This window comes from Paenibacillus sp. J22R232 (genome assembly GCF_056269165.1).
In genome coordinates, this window is the sequence record NZ_JBWDNK010000003.1 from 107,165 (window position 1) to 124,549 (window position 17,385).

Below are 17,385 nucleotides of genomic sequence, written 5' to 3' on the forward strand. Positions count from 1 at the left end.
TCTAGTCGAGGCGGTGGATTGCCCATGTGGAACGGGGATTCTTTGTTGGAGAGGCTATATCAAGAGGCCGTAAGCGAGCATCAGCTCCAGTCAAGACGGGAACTTCGAAGCGAACGCGGACCTAAATTGAAGGCTGCGCTGCGTGAAGCGATAGGACGTTTCGAGCCTAACCATAGACATGCCCCGAAGCATCTGGAGCGTGTGCAATGCGATGGTTATGTGAGGGAGCGGGTGGAGCTGTCCGCCACGCCGGATCTGACCTTCGCCGCTTATATCCTCATTCCAGATGGCGCGGCGGGTTCTTTGCCCGGCGTGCTTGCCATTCACGGCCATGGTTATGGCAGCCGCGAGATCGTCGGTCTCCTCAAGGACGGATTACCGGACGAAGGAAGACCTGGCATTCATCAGCATTTTGCGACTCAACTGGTCAAGCGGGGGATGGCCGTAATCGCTCCGGATGTGATCGGCTTCGGTGAACGCCGCCTGCTGGCAGATCTAGCGCTGGATCCGGATGCACCGAGCTCTTGCTACAATTTGTCTACGCAGCTGATGATGCTTGGCAAGACGCTTGCTGGCCTTCGCGTGACAGAAGCGCTAGAGGCATTCCATTATTTAGCCGCAAGGCCAGAGGTTGATGCGGGCCGCATTGGCATTATGGGTTTCTCCGGCGGCGGATTGATCGGGTATGCAGCCTCCGTGCTGGAAAACAGGGTTCAAGCGACGGTGCTGACGGGCTTTGCGAATACGGTCAAAGACAGCATATTCGCGGTTCGCCATTGTATCGACAACTATACGCCCGGCTTGCTTCTTCATGCCGAGCTGCCAGAACTTATCGGACTTATCGCTCCGCGCCCGTTGTTTCTGGAGTCAGGAGAGCATGATCCGATCTTCCCTGTGGCTGGCTTCCGCAAGGCGGCAGCAGAGATAAAGGGGATTTATGAAGCCGAGGGCGCAGGAGACAGGCTTGAAATAGACGTTTTTCCAGGGGCTCATGAAATAAGCGGTCGACATTCTTATGATTGGTTGAAGAGAACATTGTTAAACGCCGTTTAGCTTAATGAAGATGCTTTTTTCCTGATAGGCTGCTGTCATGTTCACAGCATGCTTTGGAGAAAAGCATTTTTTGTGTGCAGAGCATGTTCATCGTTGTCCACTATCAAAGAAAGCATTACCTTAAAATCGGTCCAAAATCGTAAAAAAGTTATTCTCATCCACTAGAATACTCGTTTTATACCTTTGTTTAACAAGGGGGCGTCGCTACAATAAATATAGAAACGACGACGAAGGAGCGATGTTCACGATGGATAAGCATGCCTATTTAATAGCCATTGAAGCCGCCATTGCGAAGGGCAAGTATAAGGATAGTTGGCAGTCTTTAAGCGAGTATGAAGTACCCGCATGGTATAAAAAAGCGAAATTCGGCATTTTTATCCATTGGGGCGTGTACTCGGTGCCTGCATTTAAGAATGAGTGGTACCCAAGGAATATGTATATACAGGGCTCTGAGGAGTACAAGCATCACATCGAAACCTATGGACAGCATAAGGATATTGGTTATAAAGATTTTATTCCAATGTTTAAAGCGGAGCGTTTCCATGCTGATGAGTGGGCGGAGCTTTTCCTGAAATCAGGTGCCAAATACGTCATGCCCGTAGCGGAGCATCATGACGGGTTCCAGATGTACAAGAGCGAGATTTCCGCTTTCAATGCCTATGAAATGGGACCGCAGCGAGACATTCTTAGCGAGCTGAAAGCAGCGTTCGAGGAGCGTCAAATGACGTTCTGCGTCTCCTCTCACCGGGCGGAGCATTGGTTCTTCCTCTCGCATGGCAAGGCATTCGAATCGGATATAAAAGAGCCGCTCGTACGTGGCGATCTTTATTGGCCGTCGATGCCAGAGCCCGACCATCAGGATCTGTACGGCTCTCCGCCTACTAGCGAGTATTTAGAGGATTGGCTGGTAAGGTGCTGCGAGCTCGTAGACAAGTATAAGCCAAGCGTGTTTTATTTTGATTGGTGGATTCAAACGGCAGCCTTTAAGCCTTATCTCAAAAAGTTCGCAGCCTATTACTACAACCAAGCAATCGAGTGGGGGATAGAGGTAGCGATCAATTATAAGCATGAAGCGTTTCATTTCGGTACGGCCGTGCCTGATGTGGAAAGAGGGCAATTCGCTGAGCTGAAGCCTTATTTCTGGCAGACGGATACCGCTGTCGCGAAAAACTCATGGAGCTATACGCCAGGTAATGAGTATAAAACTTCGGTTGAGATTATTCGTGATTTGGTCGATATCGTCAGTAAAAACGGTAGTTTGCTGCTTAATATCGGGCCTAAAGCGGACGGAACGATACCGGAGGAGGATAAGCAGATACTGCTTGAAATCGGCGATTGGCTGAAGGTAAACGGCGAGGCGATTTACGGCACTACCTATTGGCGTGCTTTCGGAGAAGGGCCAACGTTAGTAGAGGAAGGCCAATTCACGGATGGAAAGACCAAAGCTTTCGTTAGCGAGGATATTCGGTTTACCGTGAAAGGCAGCTGCCTTTATGCAATCGTGCTCGTCTATCCGAAGGATGGGGTCGTGAAGATCAAGTCGCTGCGGGAGAAATCCCATGATTTCCAAGGAATTATCGAAGAAATTGACCTATTAGGTTTTGATGAGCAACCGATCTGGGAGAGGACGGAAGAAGCGCTGATCGTGAAGACAAGCTCGGTTCAGAGCGCTGCTCCAATCGTCATTCGTTTGACAATCGATTGAGGATGAGTTATTCGTCAGCGAGCTGAGCTTCAATATTTCAAGAGGCGGGTAGCATCGTGTGCTTACAGCAATCGTTAAACTGACAAACAGCAAGCCTCCTAATCATGATCAGGAGGCTTGCTGTTTGTTATGCTCTGTTTTCTATTCAGTAAAGTCCTGCCTATGAAGGCTGATTCGATTATTTCGCCTGAATATATCCTTCTGCTTTAAGCAGCTCAGCAATCAGTACGGCGCCGCCTGCCGCACCGCGCAGCGTGTTATGCGACAGTCCGACGAATTTGTAATCGAATAGGCTGTCCTCGCGCAATCTTCCTGCCGAAACACCCATACCGCGCTCAATATCGCGATCGAGCCTTGTCTGCGGTCTGTTCTCTTCTTCGAAGTAGGTAATGAATTGCTTCGGCGCGCTTGGCAGGCCAAGCTCCTGCGGACGGCCTTTGAATTGCAGCCAGCGTTCCAGAATTTCATCCTTCGAAGGTTTGTTCTCGAACGATACGAATACGGTTGCCAAATGCCCATCCAATACCGGAACGCGAATGCATTGCGTCGTTATTAACGGCGCGCTCGCTTTTACGATTTCGTTATTGACCAAGCTGCCCCAAATTCGCAAAGGCTCCTGCTCGCTTTTTTCTTCCTCGCCGCCAATATAAGGAATGACATTGTCCAGCATTTCTGGCCAATCGGTAAAGTTCTTGCCTGCTCCGGAAATCGCCTGATAGGTGGAAGCGACTACGTTTGTTGGCTTGAAGTCCAGCAAGGCATGAAGGGCAGGCACATAGCTCTGAATGGAGCAGTTGGGCTTAACGGCAATAAACCCCGTTGACGTTCCAAGGCGTTTTCTCTGCGCGGCAATGACTTCCAGGTGGCCGGCATTGATTTCAGGAATGACCATTGGAATATCAGGCGTCCAGCGATGGGCCGAATTGTTGGAAACGACCGGCGTACCCGTTTTGGCATAAGCTTCTTCCAGCGCTTGAATTTCATTTTTCTTCATATCGACCGCGCAAAAGATGAAATCGACCTGGGAGGCAACCTCCTCCACTTTCGAAGCGTCCAAAATGACGATATTTTTCACCGCTTCAGGCATAGGCGTAGACAGCTTCCATCTGCTTTGAACGGATTCTTCATACGTTTTGCCTGCTGAACCGGCGCTTGCAGCAATCGCCGTTACTTGAAACCAAGGATGCTGATCCAGCAGTTCAATGAAACGCTGGCCAACCATGCCAGTGCCTCCAACAATACCAACTTTTAATTTTTGTGTCATGAATGATTCCAGTCCTTTCAGCTTTATATAATCTTCCCTAAATAACTATTCAAAAAGTTTAGTTTGGTGTACCCGTTTCCGACTTTAAGCGATATTTTCTTTGTCCCAATAAAAAAAATCCCACCCCCAAGACTACATGCAGTCTCAGGGACGAGATTTGTATACTCGTGGTACCACCCTAAATTCGCTAATAGGTCGCCATATTAGCCTCTTCAAGTACGGCATTGCTAAGAATGCTTATACTTTAGCTCTGTAACAGGAGCTCCTGTCGCACCATCCCCCATTTGAAAGGGTTCCGATGCGATGCTCTGAGTCTTTATTCAATAAGGAATCCATGCTCCTTTTCAGCTGGCGGAGCTCTCTGTGGAAGAATTCGGTTATTTACTCATCTCTTCATCGCATTTGAATATTGCGATTATATTATCAGATAACCTCCAAGAGGTAAATACTATTTTTGAAAATTAGAAAACTTTACACATTTGAGTCCGCATTTTAGCATAATTATGCCAGTTATGCCGCTTCCACGGCTGTAGCATGCAGGCCAAGCGCCTCAACTCGTGTATTGCTTGCGAAACTTTGTCGGAGGCATGCCAATTTGGCGGGTGAAGCAGTTCGAGAAATAAGGCGCGTTCTCGAATCCGACGTACGATGCGATTTCGGCCACCGGCCATTCCGTCTTCAATAAAAGCAGCTTGGCTTGCTCCAAGCGGTATTTGGATAAGTAGTCGATCGGCGTCATGCCGTATACCTGCTTCATGCAGCGCATGATGTAGTTGTAATGGAAATTCAGCGCGTGGCTCATCGATTTGCTCGTAATCTCCGTGCGATAATTATGTTTGATATAAACCTCCGTTTTCTCGGCAAGGGTAACGGTCGGGCTCGAATAGCTGTCATTCTGACGCAAATCCATCATCCGCAGCAGCTCCTCGAACGATTGCTGCTGCGTCCAGAAAGCCCTCGATTGGCGCTCTTCAGCGGCTTTGTTCAGCGCACGCATAATTTGGTATGCTTGCTCGGGATACGGGAGCGTCCAAGCCTTCTGAATATGAAGCGAGTAAGGCGATGTTAAAAAGCGGTTGTAATGGTTGTCATGGTTAATGCTGGCATGGTCCAGCTCCGTTTGCTGCCATTCGCCAACAGGCAGAAAGTGAACCCAATAAAAGACCGTCTCCTCCTCAGCGGGCTTTACGGAATAATGATGCCGATTCGGCAATAGCAGCAGCGTCTGACCAGCCGTTAATTGCCAATGCCGATCTTCCTCGCCGATGAACAGGCAGCCGCTTTCCACGATAAGCAAATCGAATACGCCTAGCTGTTTGCGGTTGGGATGCTGATCACCGCGTTTATGGACGGTAACGCCGCTTTCTAAATAGTAGGGAAGCGGCGGCGCTGCGAAATGGACATGCTCGGTGACGTCAAGCATTCGAAGTCAAGCCCCCTTGCTTGTGTGATATTTTATAAGAAATAGGTTAGTTATATTTGTATTTATGTTCTATTCTAACGCATAAAATAGAAATCAGCAGTATGAAATATATGAAGTCATGGAGAGGTGCGATACGGATGGGACAAGCGGTAGGCAAGGTTCAAGCGAAGCCGGTTTCACTGAAGCAAGTTCAAATTACAGATCACTTCTGGAATTATTATATTGATTTGGTAAGGGATGTTGTCGTGCCTTATCAGTGGGATGCGATAAATGACCGGGTTGATGGAGCGGAGCGAAGCGGTGCGGTAAGCAATTTCAAAATTGCGGCCGGTTTGGAAAAAGGGGACTTTTACGGCTTTGTATTCCAAGATACGGACGTAGCCAAGTGGCTTGAGGCAGTCGCGTATTTGCTCGTGACAAAGCGGGACGACGCACTTGAGCAACTCGCGGACGAGATGATCGATATCATCGGCAAAGCGCAGCAGCCAAGCGGATATCTCAACACCTACTTTACGATAAAAGAGCCGGACAAAAAGTGGACGAATCTAACGGAATGCCATGAGCTTTATACGGCTGGCCATATGATCGAGGCGGGCGTAGCTTATTACAATGCCACCGGGAAGCGAAATCTGCTTGATATCGTCTGTCGAATCGCGGACGACATTGCCGTTGTATTCGGCGACGGTCCAGGGCAAATTGCCGGCTATGACGGTCACCAAGAGGTAGAACTTGCACTAGTGAAGCTTTATGAAGCGACGGGCAATCGCAAATATTTGGATATCAGCAGCTATTTCATCGACAAGCGCGGGCAGCAGCCGAGCTTTTTCGAGGCGGAGGCTGACGCGCGTGGCAGAACGACGCATTGGAGCAACAATAAGATTCATATCGATCCGGAGTATTTCCAAACCCATCTTCCGGTACGTGAGCAGGAGGCGGCGGTCGGCCATGCCGTACGGGTCGTGTATATGCTGGCTGGGATGGCCGATGTAGCACGGGAAACGGGAGATGGGTCGCTAATTGACGCATGCCGCAGATTATGGGATAACATTGCTTCCAAGCAAATGTATATTACAGGCGGCATCGGCTCGATGGCTCATGGAGAGGCTTTCTCGTTCGACTACGACTTGCCCAATGATACGGTATATTCAGAAACCTGCGCCTCGATCGGTCTTATTTTCTTCGCCCATAGGATGCTGCAGCTGGAACCAAACAGCCGTTATGCCGATGTCATGGAACGAGCGCTGTATAATACCGTACTTGCAGGGATGTCCCGCGACGGCAGGCATTTCTTCTACGTAAACCCGCTAGAGGTTACGCCGGACGTATGCGAGGGTAAAAACAAAAATTTCAACCATGTGAAGCCTGTCCGCCAGGAGTGGTTCGGCTGTGCGTGCTGCCCGCCGAATATCGCCCGCTTGCTAGCATCGCTAGGCGAATATATGTATTCGACGAGCGGCAACACGATTTATTCCCATCTTTATATCGGTGGCGAGGTAGAGCTTTCGCTGGATGGGACAAAGGTTAAGCTGAAGCAGCATTCCTCGCTTCCTTGGGAAGGAACAGCGCGGTTCGAGGTTACGCTTGCGAAGCCTGCTGCCTTTGCGCTGGCGCTGCGCATTCCGGATTGGGCTTCGGAAGCATCGGTCATCATAAATGGCGAAGCCTACGCAATTGCTGGCAAAGTGGTAGACGGCTATGCACGGATCGATCGGGTATGGGCTTCCGGCGACCAGCTTGAGCTCGTGCTCGATATGCCGATACTTCGCGTAAGAAGCCATCCGCTAGTCAAGCAAAACGCCGGCAAGGTTGCGCTGCAACGCGGACCGCTTGTCTATTGCCTGGAGGAGGCCGACAACGGAGCGCAATTGCAGCAGCTGCTGCTGCCGCAGGATGCGAAGCTTGAAAACGCATATGAAGAAAGCTTAATCGGCGGCATTCATGTCATTAAAGCGGAAGGCTTAAAGCTTCAATTCGAGCAATGGGGCACGCAGCTATACCGCACGGATTCGGGAGCAGCCATAGAGCCTGCCAGCCTTGCTTTTATTCCTTATTATGCGTGGGCAAATCGCGGCATGGGAGAAATGGCCGTGTGGGTTAAGGAACGTTTCTAATAGCAGCTTTTCCATTTTCTCCGCATGAAAGAGTTAAAAAGGCGGTCGTTCCCGGGGTAGCGGGGAGCGGCCGCCTTTCCATGTGCCGGTATAGAAAACGAACAAGCTCCACTTGGATATGTTCTTTAGTTTATAGGGTTGACACTATAGTTTTTACATTGTGTGCGTGATGCAAGGAATTTACTATTTAAGTATCGAGCTTTCCAAATATTGAAAAGGTGAGAGACGAGCAGAATCGTCCGCATTCAGGATATAATCAATAGGTTAAAGCCATACGCCGATACGGTGGCCGATTATCAGAAAACAAGGAGGAAGGATAACATGCATTTGCATCGTGCCGTTTTGGTTGATGATGAATCCTTTACCCGAAAAGGTTTAACGAAGCTTATCGACTGGGAAGCATGCGGATTTCAAATCGTCGGAGAGGCAGACAACGGTGAGGATGCGCTAGAGCTGATTAAGCGTATTCAACCCGAGCTTGTCATAACCGATATTCGGATGCCGGTCATTGACGGCTTGGAGTTGATCAGGCTTGTCTCGTTAGAAACGATGCCGAGGCCTTCTTTCATTATTATAAGCGGCTATAATGATTTCAAATATGCCCAGCAAGCGATGCGCTACGGCGTGCATGATTTCGTAGTCAAGCCAATTGACGATATCGAGTTTTCCGCTATTTTGCAAACGTTAAACGGGAAGCTGAAGCATGAAAAAGAGGAGCTGCTCAAAAAGGAAAGGCTGCAGGGGAGCGAGCTCATAAAAGCACTCATTCTGGAGGAAGCGGATGCCGCGTCCACGGATGAGTGGGAGGCCCGCCTGAATCTCGGCAAGAAGGATCGCCTTACCTATATATTCGCAGAGCTTAATGACAACCATAGCTGGAATAAGGCGGGTTCCACGATTTCAACCGCCCGTTTCCATGAACTTCTGCGAGAAGAGCTGACCCGGTTAACTGGCGCAGTTCAACCTATCTGCATGCATGAGCACCGCAACCGGATAGGCTTCTTGCTGCCGAGTCAATTGCTGGATCCGTTTCAAGGAGAACTGGAGCGTTTCTTGACAAAGCTTAGAACCATGTTGGACGTTCAGTGCGGAAAGACGGTATTTCTGTACGCAGGTACGTTTGTTTCGCGGTTATCTGATATTCGGGAGTCGTATAAGTCAGCCAAAGAAGCGCTGCTATATAAATATATAAACGAGGATAAGCGCATCGTTGTTTACGATCACATCCGCTCGGAGCAGCTTCAATACATCGGATTCGAGCCATCGCTGTTCAATTTGTTCATGGAGCAGTTCGAGGAGCAGAAGCAGGTTTCCGTCCAAGCGACAGTGGAGCAGTGGTTTCGTGATTTTCGCGAGAAGCGTTATGCGCCCGAGGCTATCAAGATGAACCTGCAACAATGCGTATTGGGCATTCTGAAAACAATCCGCAGCATGGAGGGCGACGAGCTGACCTTGTCTACGCTGCAGCCGGTCCTTAATTGGCATGACCTCAATCTTTCGCTCGGCGAGCTCCGGCGCCTGTTTGCGGCGTTTATCCATGAGAGCCAGCACTATGTCGCGGAGCTTCGGGGAGAACAACAGAAGGGCGGCATTCAGAAAATCAAAAGTTATATCGAGCTTCATTATTCGGAAAATATAAGCTTAAAGAGCATTGCCGCGAAGTTTTATATCAATCCCGTATATTTGGGCCAGCTGTTCAAGAAGACGTACAGCGTTTATTTCAATGAATTCCTGCTTCAATTGCGCGTCAACGAAGCGAAGAAGCTGCTGCGTCAATCATGCTCGATGCGAATTTACGAAATTGCCGAAAAAGTGGGATTCAGCAATGCCGATTACTTTGTGACCCAATTCGAGAAAATTGAGCAGATGACGCCTACGGAGTACCGCAATCAGCTAAAATGAGCCTGTCTGCTATGCATAAGCTTGTCCACAAAAAGGGGAGTAACCATGTGAAGCTGTACTTCAATCTCAATCATGTCCGGTTGCGCAATAAGATGCTGATCGTTTATGTATTTTCCGTCTTTCTTCCGATCGTGCTGACGAACGTCATTTTCTACAATGTGACGACGAATAACGTGAAAAACCAGCGGATGAAGGATATCTCGCGGGCAGTTGACCAGATCAACAACGAGTTCCGCTCAGAGGTGGAGGATGCGGTAACGATCTCATCGGTGTTCTATACCGACTACAATTTAAACGAGATTTTGGAAACGGATTATAAGGAGCCGGCGGCTTACGTGGAGGCCTACGATACATATTTCCGCAGAATCCTGAACAGCTATACCCCCGTCTACACCTCCATTCAGAATATTAAAATATTCGTGGAAAACCCGACTATGCTGCACTCCGGCGGCATTGGGTTTCTTTCCGATGAAATGAAGCAAACGGATTGGTACAAGCTGCTGCAGAAAAAAAACAGCGCATACCCGATCTTTATACGCACGCAGCAGGAGGATTTTTTGAAAAGCGACGGCAATGCCGTGCGCAATACGTTCAGCATCATTCGTGAAATGAATTATTTCGAATCCAAAAACAACTGGAAAAAGTATTTGAAAATCGATTTGAAAACGAGCACGATCGAACAGATTTTTCAAAACCAGAACCTGCAGGGCAATATTTATCTCGTGAATGACAAAGGACAAGTTGAATTTACGACAGATCCAGCAGTGGACTGGCGCGTGGAATCGATTAATTTTGACGCCATGGAATTCCCGACAGATGCGATCGCCTTCCAGGCGAACTATTCCTATGTAAGCTATTTAGAAAACTGGCGAATTATCGGTACTATTTCCGAGGAGGAGGTACTGAAGAGCGTCCGGCAATCCAGAGAGTTTGTCATTGTGCTGGCATTTTTGAACATTTTCATCCCAACAGCCATCATTTTATGGATTACGCGTTCCTTGAATATGCGGCTGGTTCAAATATTGCGCCATATGAAAAAAGTGAAGAACCAGCATTTCGATACGATTAAAGAAGGCGAATACCGGGATGAAATTGGCCAATTAACGAGCGAATTCAACCGAATGACGATACAAGTGAAAAGCTTGATTGATGACGTATACATTGCGGATATCCAGACCAAGACGCTGGAGCTCGAGCGAAGGAAGGCACAGCTGAATGCGCTGCAAAGCCAAATTAATCCGCATTTCTTATTCAACGCGCTGGAGACGATTCGTATGCGGAGCCTGATTAAGGACGAAGCGGAAACCGCCAAGATCATCCATAACATGGCCAAAATATTCCGAACCTCGCTTACCTGGGGGAAAGACCGCGTTATGGTAAGCGAGGAAGTCGAATTCATTATCTGCTTCCTCGAAATTCAGAAATACCGGTTCGAGGATAGGATGGTGTACGAAATCGATATCGACCCTTCCGCGAAAGGCTGCATGGTGCCCAAAATGATGTTTTTACCGTTTGTAGAAAATGCGAGCATCCACGGCATCGAGCCTCTGAAGCATGGCGGACTTATCCAAGTGAAGGTAGAACGGGCAGAAGAGGAGCTGATCTTCTCGATCATGGATAACGGTATCGGCATGGATGAAGAGAAAGTGCAAAAGCTGTATAGGTACTTGGACAGCGAGGAGGAGCTTGGGGAGCGAATAGGCGTTCAGAACGTCATTTACCGCTTAAAGCTTATTTATGGCGACCGGTTTCAGATTGTCATTCAAAGTAGCCCAGGACAGGGTACGTTCATTCAGGTTAAAGTTCCGGTTGAATAAGCATGCTGCACCTGAAGGCCCAGAAGGATATATGTTTTTTTAAGTATGAACTATAGTTTGGCGGGTGAACAAAGGTTTTTAATTTTTTTATAATGAAAGTGCTTACAAAAACAAAAGATTGGAAAGGGGCTAGAAAAAAGTGACAAAGAAATTATTATTTGTTTGTTTGGCTGCTTTCATGATTTTCACTGTAGCATGCTCGAATAACGGGAATGGCGGGGAAGCAAAGCCATCAAACAGCACGAATGACACAAATACGGCCGTGAACAGCGAAACAGAGAAACCCGTTGAGAAAGTGACCTTTACTTATTTCAACGGAGTAGCGGCGGCAAAGGATACGAACACGAACGAGACAAAGATCGGAAAGCTGCTGGAGGATCAAACAGGCGTTAACTTCAAAATTGAGCATTTGGTCGGAGATTTGAATACGAAGATCGGTACGATGATCGCATCGAATGCTTATCCCGATGTAATGATCCCTGATGCGGCGATTGATAAGATTCTCGATGCTGGAGCATTCATTGCACTCGATGAGCTTATCGAGAAATATGGACCGAATATCAAACGCGTATACGGCCCTTACTTCAACCAAATGAAAGCAGCAGACGGTAAAATCTACTTCCTGCCTTTCTCCAATACGGTCGGGGAATATATTCCTGATCCGAATATCAACCAAGGCGCGTTCTGGGTACAGCGCCGCGTGCTGAAGGAAGCGGGTTATCCGAAAATCACGACGCTGGATGCTTATGTGGATTTGATTAAAAACTTCGTGGAGAAGCACAAAGACGAGGAACTGACAGGTATGGTTTCCTTAACGCATGACTGGCGCTTTTTCGCTACCTCCAATCCTCCGAACCATCTAGCTGGTTATCCGAATGATGGGAATGTCATCGTAGACATGACGACATTCGATGCCAAAACCTACGCGGCGGATGACAATACGAAGCGTTGGCTGTCCAAGCTGAACGAGCTTAACGCGCAAGGGCTGTTCGATAAAGCTTCCTTCGTAGACAACTTTGATCAATATTTGGCCAAATTGACTTCGCATAAGGTTGTGGGCTTCTTCGATTACGGCTGGCAATTCGCCAATGCTCAAAATGCGCTTAAGGATGCAGCGAAAGCCGATCCGACGCAGGACGATTTCGTTTACTTCCCATTGCCGGTAACGTTCGACGGACAGAAAGACCAATATTTGGACCCTCCAGGCTTCGTGAAAAACCGCGGCATGGGCATTACCGTTAGTGCGAAGGATCCGGTTCGCATCATTCAATATCTCGATAATTTGTTAACGGACGAGAACCAAATATTGCAAAAATGGGGCATCAAAGGCGAAACCTACGAGGTTGACGACAAAGGCCGCATGTTCCGTACCGCTGAGCAAATCGCTAAAATCGACGAGCCGTTCAATGAGTCCTTCGGCTTCAAATACTATTCGTGGAACTGGCCGCTGTATGGAGGCGGTTCATCGCTGCCTGACGGCAACTCCGCTGCGCCTGGCTTGCAGCCGGAAGTATTCCAAATGAGCCTAACGGAAGCAGACAAATTGATTCTTGACAAATACGGCGTGAAAACCTATTCCGAAATGTTTGCAGCGCCGGATAACCGTCCTTGGTATCCTTCATGGGGCATTCCGAAGGAGCAGGGCTCCGCGCAGCAAATATGGGAAACGAAAAAAGACGAAATCACGAAAAAATATTTCCCTAAACTTGTGCTTGCGAAAACAGCCGACTTCGAAAAAGTATGGGCGGAATATTTGGAGGCATTCGGCAAGCTTGATACCGCAGCCTACGAGAAATGGACGACAGACGAAGTGAAGAAGCTTATCGAGGCTTCCAAACAATAACAAACTAGAAGAGAGCGAAAGGCCGGTTATCAGCTGAAGTGGCTGGCCTTTCTGCTGCTCTAGCCTCATTCAGTCCGGAAGGAGAGAAATAAGATGGAACATAAAAATGCGGTGCCAGCGTCACCTCTGATGCTGCCTAAGAAGCCGTCAGGACTGAAGCGTTTTGCGATAAAGCTTGTCGAGCAGCGCGTGCTCGTGCTTATGTCTGTACCGTTTTTGGTTTGGCTGTTCATTTTTAAATACATGCCTCTATGGGGGTGGACCATCGCCTTCCAGGATTATAAGCCAGCGAGAAGCTTTGGCGAACAGACATGGGCGGGATTCGAGCATTTTCGGTTTCTATTCCAGGATGAGCGCTTCATACGCGTTCTGCGCAATACGCTTGCAATGAGCGGAATCAATCTAGTTCTTGGCTTCGTGACAGCGATAACGCTTGCGCTGCTGCTTAACGAGGTACGTAAGGTAGCTTTCAAGCGAATCGTACAAACGGTCAGCTATTTGCCGCATTTTATTTCATGGGTCGTTGCGGCCAGCATTATTCAGACGACGTTATCGCCAGACGGCATTATCAATCAATTACTGCTGTGGACGGGTTTCGTAGAGAAAGGTGAGGAAATTTTGTTCCTCGGCATTCCGGAGCAGTTCTGGAATATATTCGGCGCAAGCTCCGTGTGGAAAGACGTAGGCTGGAATACGATTGTCTATTTGGCAGCCATGACGATGATCGACCCTGCGCAATACGAAGCAGCGGAGATGGACGGGGCTGGCCGAATCAAACGGATGTGGTATGTGACGCTGCCAGGTATTAAACCGGTTATTATCGTATTGCTAATTATGAATATCGGGTATTTGCTGGAGTCGGGCTTCGAGCCGCAGTATTTGCTGGGGAATGGCATGAATGTCGACTTTTCAGAAAACCTTGACATATTTGTACTGAAATACGGAATTGCACAAGGTAATTACTCGTTATCCATTGCGGCAGGCATGTTCAAAACAATCATCAGCTTCATTCTCTTATTCGCGGCCAACAATCTTGCGAAGCGAATGGGCGAGTCCAGACTATTCTAGAGGAAGGGGTGCGTCATGAATCATTCTGAAGCGGTGCCCGCAAAGCCAAGCCAGATTCGTTCGTCGCGCGGCGATCGTATCTTCGATATTTGCAATTATGTTTTTCTCTCCTTGCTAATGGTTGTAACCCTGTACCCATTCTTGAATACGGCAGCCGTATCGCTGAATAACGCGACCGATTCGATCAAGGGGGGCATCTACTTGCTGCCACGGATGTGGACGCTTGACAACTATGCCTACGTCATGAAGGAATCGACGATTTTCCATGCGACGCTTATTTCCATTCTGCGCACAGTGATCGGGACGATTGCCACCGTATTTTGCTCCGCAATGGTCGCGTATACGATTACCAGGCAAGAATTCGTGCTCCGTAAATTCGTGACGATTGCCTTTATATTGACCATGTATTTCAATGGGGGTCTTATTCCGAACTTCCTATTGATCCGTGATTTGGGCTTGCTCGACAATTTCTGGGTCTACATCTTTCCGGGTTTGATCGGCGTGTTTAATCTGATTATTATCCGCTCCTTTATCGAAGGGCTGCCAGAGAGCATATTGGAGTCGGCAAGAATTGACGGGGCAGGCGATTTCAAAATGTTCTACAGCATCGTGCTGCCGCTTTGCGTCCCAGTGCTTGCCACCGTGGCTTTGTTCTCGGCGGTGTATCAATGGAATCAATGGTTTGACGTATTCCTCTACAACTCGTCGAACATTGATTTGAGCACGTTGCAGTATGAGCTTCAGAAAATCCTTCAGAACTCCAATGCGTCCTTAACGACCAAATCAGCTGGCGATGCATTCGCCAATGCGGGCAATTCGGGGGCCAATACGGTAACGCCGTTCGCCATCCGGGCAACGATGACCATCGTAGCGTCGCTGCCGATCATTATGGTGTATCCGTTCCTGCAGAAATATTTCGTAAAAGGGATGACGGTTGGCGGCGTGAAAGGATAACGCGCGAGGAGGCATAAACAAACGTGAGTCGTTCCATGTATAAAGCATGGCTGAATTTACAGCTAATTGAAGATAAAGAAAGGAGAGAAGCATATGCATCTCTCCTCGGGCAGGTATCGGTTGAATGCAAGCCGACCTTGGTATTGCAAACCGCATTAAAGGAGCTGCAGCAGGGTGTTCAGGCATTGCTCGGCATCTCAGCGAGCATGGAGGAAAGCTCTGCGAGCCGGTCCGAAGAGGAAAACGCAGGCGGTCTCCATATCCGCCTACGCTCCGAAGCTAACTCTCAGGGAGAGCGGAGGCGGCGTGAGGACGGATTCGAGCTTCAGTATCTGCATGCTGCGAATGGACAAGCGGCTATACATCTAACCGGAGGCTCCGACAAAGGCATCTTGTATGGGGTATTCCATCTGCTGCGTATGGTCGCATCCGGCAAGCAGTTAGCTGAGCTGAATGCGAATGAGTCACCTACCAATGAGCTGCGCATGATGAATCAATGGGATAATGCTGACGGCACCATTGAGAGAGGGTATGCGGGCAAGTCTATTTTTTATGAAAATGGGCGGATTGCAAGCGACTTGGGGCGAATTCGGGATTACGCGAGGCTGCTCGCTTCTATCGGGCTGAATGCCATTTCCATCAATAATGTGAACGTACACGAGCTGGAAACCCGGTTTATTACGGAGGAGCAGCTCCCGGAGGTAGCGCGCCTTGCCGATCTTTTCCGGGCGTACGGGATTGCGTTGTTCCTAAGCGTTAACTTTGCCGCTCCTCTGCAATTAGGCGAACGGAATACGGCAGACCCGCTTGATGCAGGCGTGCAAAGCTGGTGGAAGGATACGGCTGCCCGCATTTATTCCCATATTCCCGATTTTGGCGGATTCGTCGTGAAGGCGGACTCTGAGCACCGTCCCGGTCCCTTCACATATGGGCGGGATCATGCGGACGGAGCGAACATGCTTGCCGAAGCGCTTGCCGAACATGGCGGTCTCGTCATATGGAGATGCTTCGTCTATGACTGCATGCAGGATTGGCGGGATAGGAGGACGGATCGCGCACGCGCGGCGTTTGATCACTTCAAACCGCTGGACGGCAGGTTCAGAAGCAATGTGCTGCTGCAGATCAAAAACGGCCCCATGGATTTCCAAGTACGGGAGGCCGTCTCTCCATTAATTGGCGCGCTCAAGGAAACCAACCAGATGGTCGAGTTTCAAATTACGCAGGAATATACCGGCCAGCAGCGCCATCTTTGCTACCTCGTGCCGCAGTGGAAGCAAGTACTGGATTTCGATTCGTATGCGCAAGGGGAAGGGTCGCAGGTCAAACGGATAGCGGACGGTTCATTATACAGCACGGCACATAGCGGAATTGCTGCCGTATCGAATATAGGGGATGAGGAGAGCTGGACTGGCCATATTCTCGCGCAGGCGAATGTTTACGGGTATGGCAGGCTTGTCTGGAATCCGGAGCTGACCGCCGAGCAGATTGCATTGGAGTGGGCAGCGGCCACGTTCGGTAACGATCCCGAGGTGACAGCCGCGGTCATCAGCATGCTGATGAAGTCGTGGCCTATATATGAAGCCTATACGGCGCCGCTTGGCGTCGGCTGGATGGTTGCGCCTAATCATCATTACGGGCCAGACGTGGACGGTTATGAGTATTCGAGATGGGGAACCTATCATTTCGCGGATCGGGACGGCATCGGCGTGGATCGAACGGAAGCAAGCGGAACCGGGTATGCTTCGCAGTATAGCGAGCCGAATGCGTCACTCTATGAGAATGCTGCGACTTGTCCGGACGAGCTTCTGCTTTTTTTCCATCATGTGCCGTATACGCATGTTCTGCAATCCGGAAAAACGGTCATTCAGCATATTTATGATACGCATTTCAGCGGCGCGGACGAAGCGGAATGCTTGCGTCAGCAGTGGGCTGCACTCGAAGGCAAAATCGATGAAGCAAGCTTTGGCCACATTGCGGAGCGACTGGCCGAGCAAGCAGACCATGCCAAGCATTGGCGCGATGTGATCAATACGTATTTCTACCGCAAGTCGGGTATTTCGGATGCGGACGGGCGAGCTATCTATTAGCTGTTAGGTTCGTTGAACACAACATGGTGAACAATCTCTATAATAAAACCGCTATGCTGTGAACTGCACCTCCAAAAGTTAGATGGTGTCTAACATAAGGGGTCACTTCACAGATAGCGGTTTTTTTGCATATCTTTATTTGCACTAATTTCGTTTGC

At 49.0% G+C, this 17,385-nt stretch carries 11 protein-coding genes and 1 other annotated feature; of the genes, 9 read left to right on the forward strand and 2 right to left on the reverse strand.

Annotated elements, in window-relative coordinates; translation table 11 throughout:
- Nucleotides 1–24: 24 nt before the first annotated feature.
- Together AC0YN3_RS11525 and AC0YN3_RS11530 are read left to right on the forward strand one after the other, a co-directional pair.
- Entirely contained in the window at nucleotides 25–1,053 is a 1,029-nt protein-coding gene (locus AC0YN3_RS11525) for a dienelactone hydrolase family protein (RefSeq protein ID WP_475775211.1), read from the forward strand.
- Between the two features lie 247 nt (nucleotides 1,054–1,300).
- On the forward strand, nucleotides 1,301–2,758 hold the full coding sequence (locus AC0YN3_RS11530) for an alpha-L-fucosidase (protein WP_475775212.1): 1,458 nt from the start codon (nucleotides 1,301–1,303) through the stop codon (nucleotides 2,756–2,758).
- A 178-nt stretch (nucleotides 2,759–2,936) separates the two neighbouring features.
- On the opposite strand, the gene asd is transcribed toward AC0YN3_RS11530, so the two are convergent.
- Both asd and AC0YN3_RS11540 read right to left on the reverse strand, forming a co-directional pair.
- Nucleotides 2,937–4,022: an aspartate-semialdehyde dehydrogenase gene (gene asd / locus AC0YN3_RS11535; RefSeq protein WP_475775213.1), complete on the reverse strand. Its 1,086-nt coding sequence runs from the start codon at nucleotides 4,020–4,022 to the stop codon at nucleotides 2,937–2,939.
- Nucleotides 4,023–4,165: 143 nt separating this feature from the next.
- Nucleotides 4,166–4,428 (reverse strand) — a binding site (T-box leader).
- 144 nt (nucleotides 4,429–4,572) lie between these two features.
- The gene (locus AC0YN3_RS11540) at nucleotides 4,573–5,445 is read right to left on the reverse strand and encodes a helix-turn-helix transcriptional regulator (protein WP_475775214.1); all 873 of its coding nucleotides are present in this window, start codon (nucleotides 5,443–5,445) and stop codon (nucleotides 4,573–4,575) included.
- A 110-nt stretch (nucleotides 5,446–5,555) separates the two neighbouring features.
- Between AC0YN3_RS11540 and AC0YN3_RS11545 the strand changes: the two genes are divergently transcribed.
- The 7 genes from AC0YN3_RS11545 to AC0YN3_RS11575 all read left to right on the forward strand — a co-directional run bounded on the left by AC0YN3_RS11545 (nucleotide 5,556) and on the right by AC0YN3_RS11575 (nucleotide 17,227).
- Nucleotides 5,556–7,556 (forward strand): glycoside hydrolase family 127 protein, encoded by a 2,001-nt coding sequence (locus tag AC0YN3_RS11545; protein ID WP_475775215.1) that lies wholly within the window; start codon nucleotides 5,556–5,558, stop codon nucleotides 7,554–7,556.
- Nucleotides 7,557–7,877: 321 nt separating this feature from the next.
- A complete protein-coding gene (locus AC0YN3_RS11550; RefSeq protein WP_475775216.1) occupies nucleotides 7,878–9,458 on the forward strand; it encodes a response regulator in 1,581 nt (526 codons plus the stop codon).
- Between the two features lie 47 nt (nucleotides 9,459–9,505).
- Nucleotides 9,506–11,275: a sensor histidine kinase gene (locus AC0YN3_RS11555; protein ID WP_475775217.1), complete on the forward strand. Its 1,770-nt coding sequence runs from the start codon at nucleotides 9,506–9,508 to the stop codon at nucleotides 11,273–11,275.
- 178 nt (nucleotides 11,276–11,453) lie between these two features.
- On the forward strand, nucleotides 11,454–13,118 hold the full coding sequence (locus AC0YN3_RS11560; protein WP_475775621.1) for a type 2 periplasmic-binding domain-containing protein: 1,665 nt from the start codon (nucleotides 11,454–11,456) through the stop codon (nucleotides 13,116–13,118).
- Nucleotides 13,119–13,247: 129 nt separating this feature from the next.
- Nucleotides 13,248–14,186, forward strand: a complete 939-nt coding sequence (locus AC0YN3_RS11565) for an ABC transporter permease (protein WP_475775622.1) — start codon at nucleotides 13,248–13,250, stop codon at nucleotides 14,184–14,186.
- A 15-nt stretch (nucleotides 14,187–14,201) separates the two neighbouring features.
- Nucleotides 14,202–15,140: a carbohydrate ABC transporter permease gene (locus AC0YN3_RS11570; RefSeq protein ID WP_475775218.1), complete on the forward strand. Its 939-nt coding sequence runs from the start codon at nucleotides 14,202–14,204 to the stop codon at nucleotides 15,138–15,140.
- A 35-nt stretch (nucleotides 15,141–15,175) separates the two neighbouring features.
- Nucleotides 15,176–17,227 carry an alpha-glucuronidase family glycosyl hydrolase gene (locus tag AC0YN3_RS11575; protein WP_475775623.1) on the forward strand — a complete coding sequence of 684 codons (2,052 nt, stop codon included), beginning with the start codon at nucleotides 15,176–15,178 and terminating at the stop codon, nucleotides 17,225–17,227.
- Nucleotides 17,228–17,385 lie beyond the last annotated feature (158 nt).

Coding starts and splice junctions, on each gene's coding strand:
- AC0YN3_RS11525 (WP_475775211.1), top strand. CDS start 25: ATGTGGAACGGGGATTCTTTGTTGGAGAGGCTATATCAAGAGGCCGTA.
- AC0YN3_RS11530 (WP_475775212.1), top strand. CDS start 1,301: ATGGATAAGCATGCCTATTTAATAGCCATTGAAGCCGCCATTGCGAAG.
- asd (WP_475775213.1), bottom strand. CDS start 4,022: ATGACACAAAAATTAAAAGTTGGTATTGTTGGAGGCACTGGCATGGTT.
- AC0YN3_RS11540 (WP_475775214.1), bottom strand. CDS start 5,445: ATGCTTGACGTCACCGAGCATGTCCATTTCGCAGCGCCGCCGCTTCCC.
- AC0YN3_RS11545 (WP_475775215.1), top strand. CDS start 5,556: ATGAAGTCATGGAGAGGTGCGATACGGATGGGACAAGCGGTAGGCAAG.
- AC0YN3_RS11550 (WP_475775216.1), top strand. CDS start 7,878: ATGCATTTGCATCGTGCCGTTTTGGTTGATGATGAATCCTTTACCCGA.
- AC0YN3_RS11560 (WP_475775621.1), top strand. CDS start 11,454: ATGATTTTCACTGTAGCATGCTCGAATAACGGGAATGGCGGGGAAGCA.
- AC0YN3_RS11565 (WP_475775622.1), top strand. CDS start 13,248: ATGCTGCCTAAGAAGCCGTCAGGACTGAAGCGTTTTGCGATAAAGCTT.
- AC0YN3_RS11570 (WP_475775218.1), top strand. CDS start 14,202: ATGAATCATTCTGAAGCGGTGCCCGCAAAGCCAAGCCAGATTCGTTCG.
- AC0YN3_RS11575 (WP_475775623.1), top strand. CDS start 15,176: ATGTATAAAGCATGGCTGAATTTACAGCTAATTGAAGATAAAGAAAGG.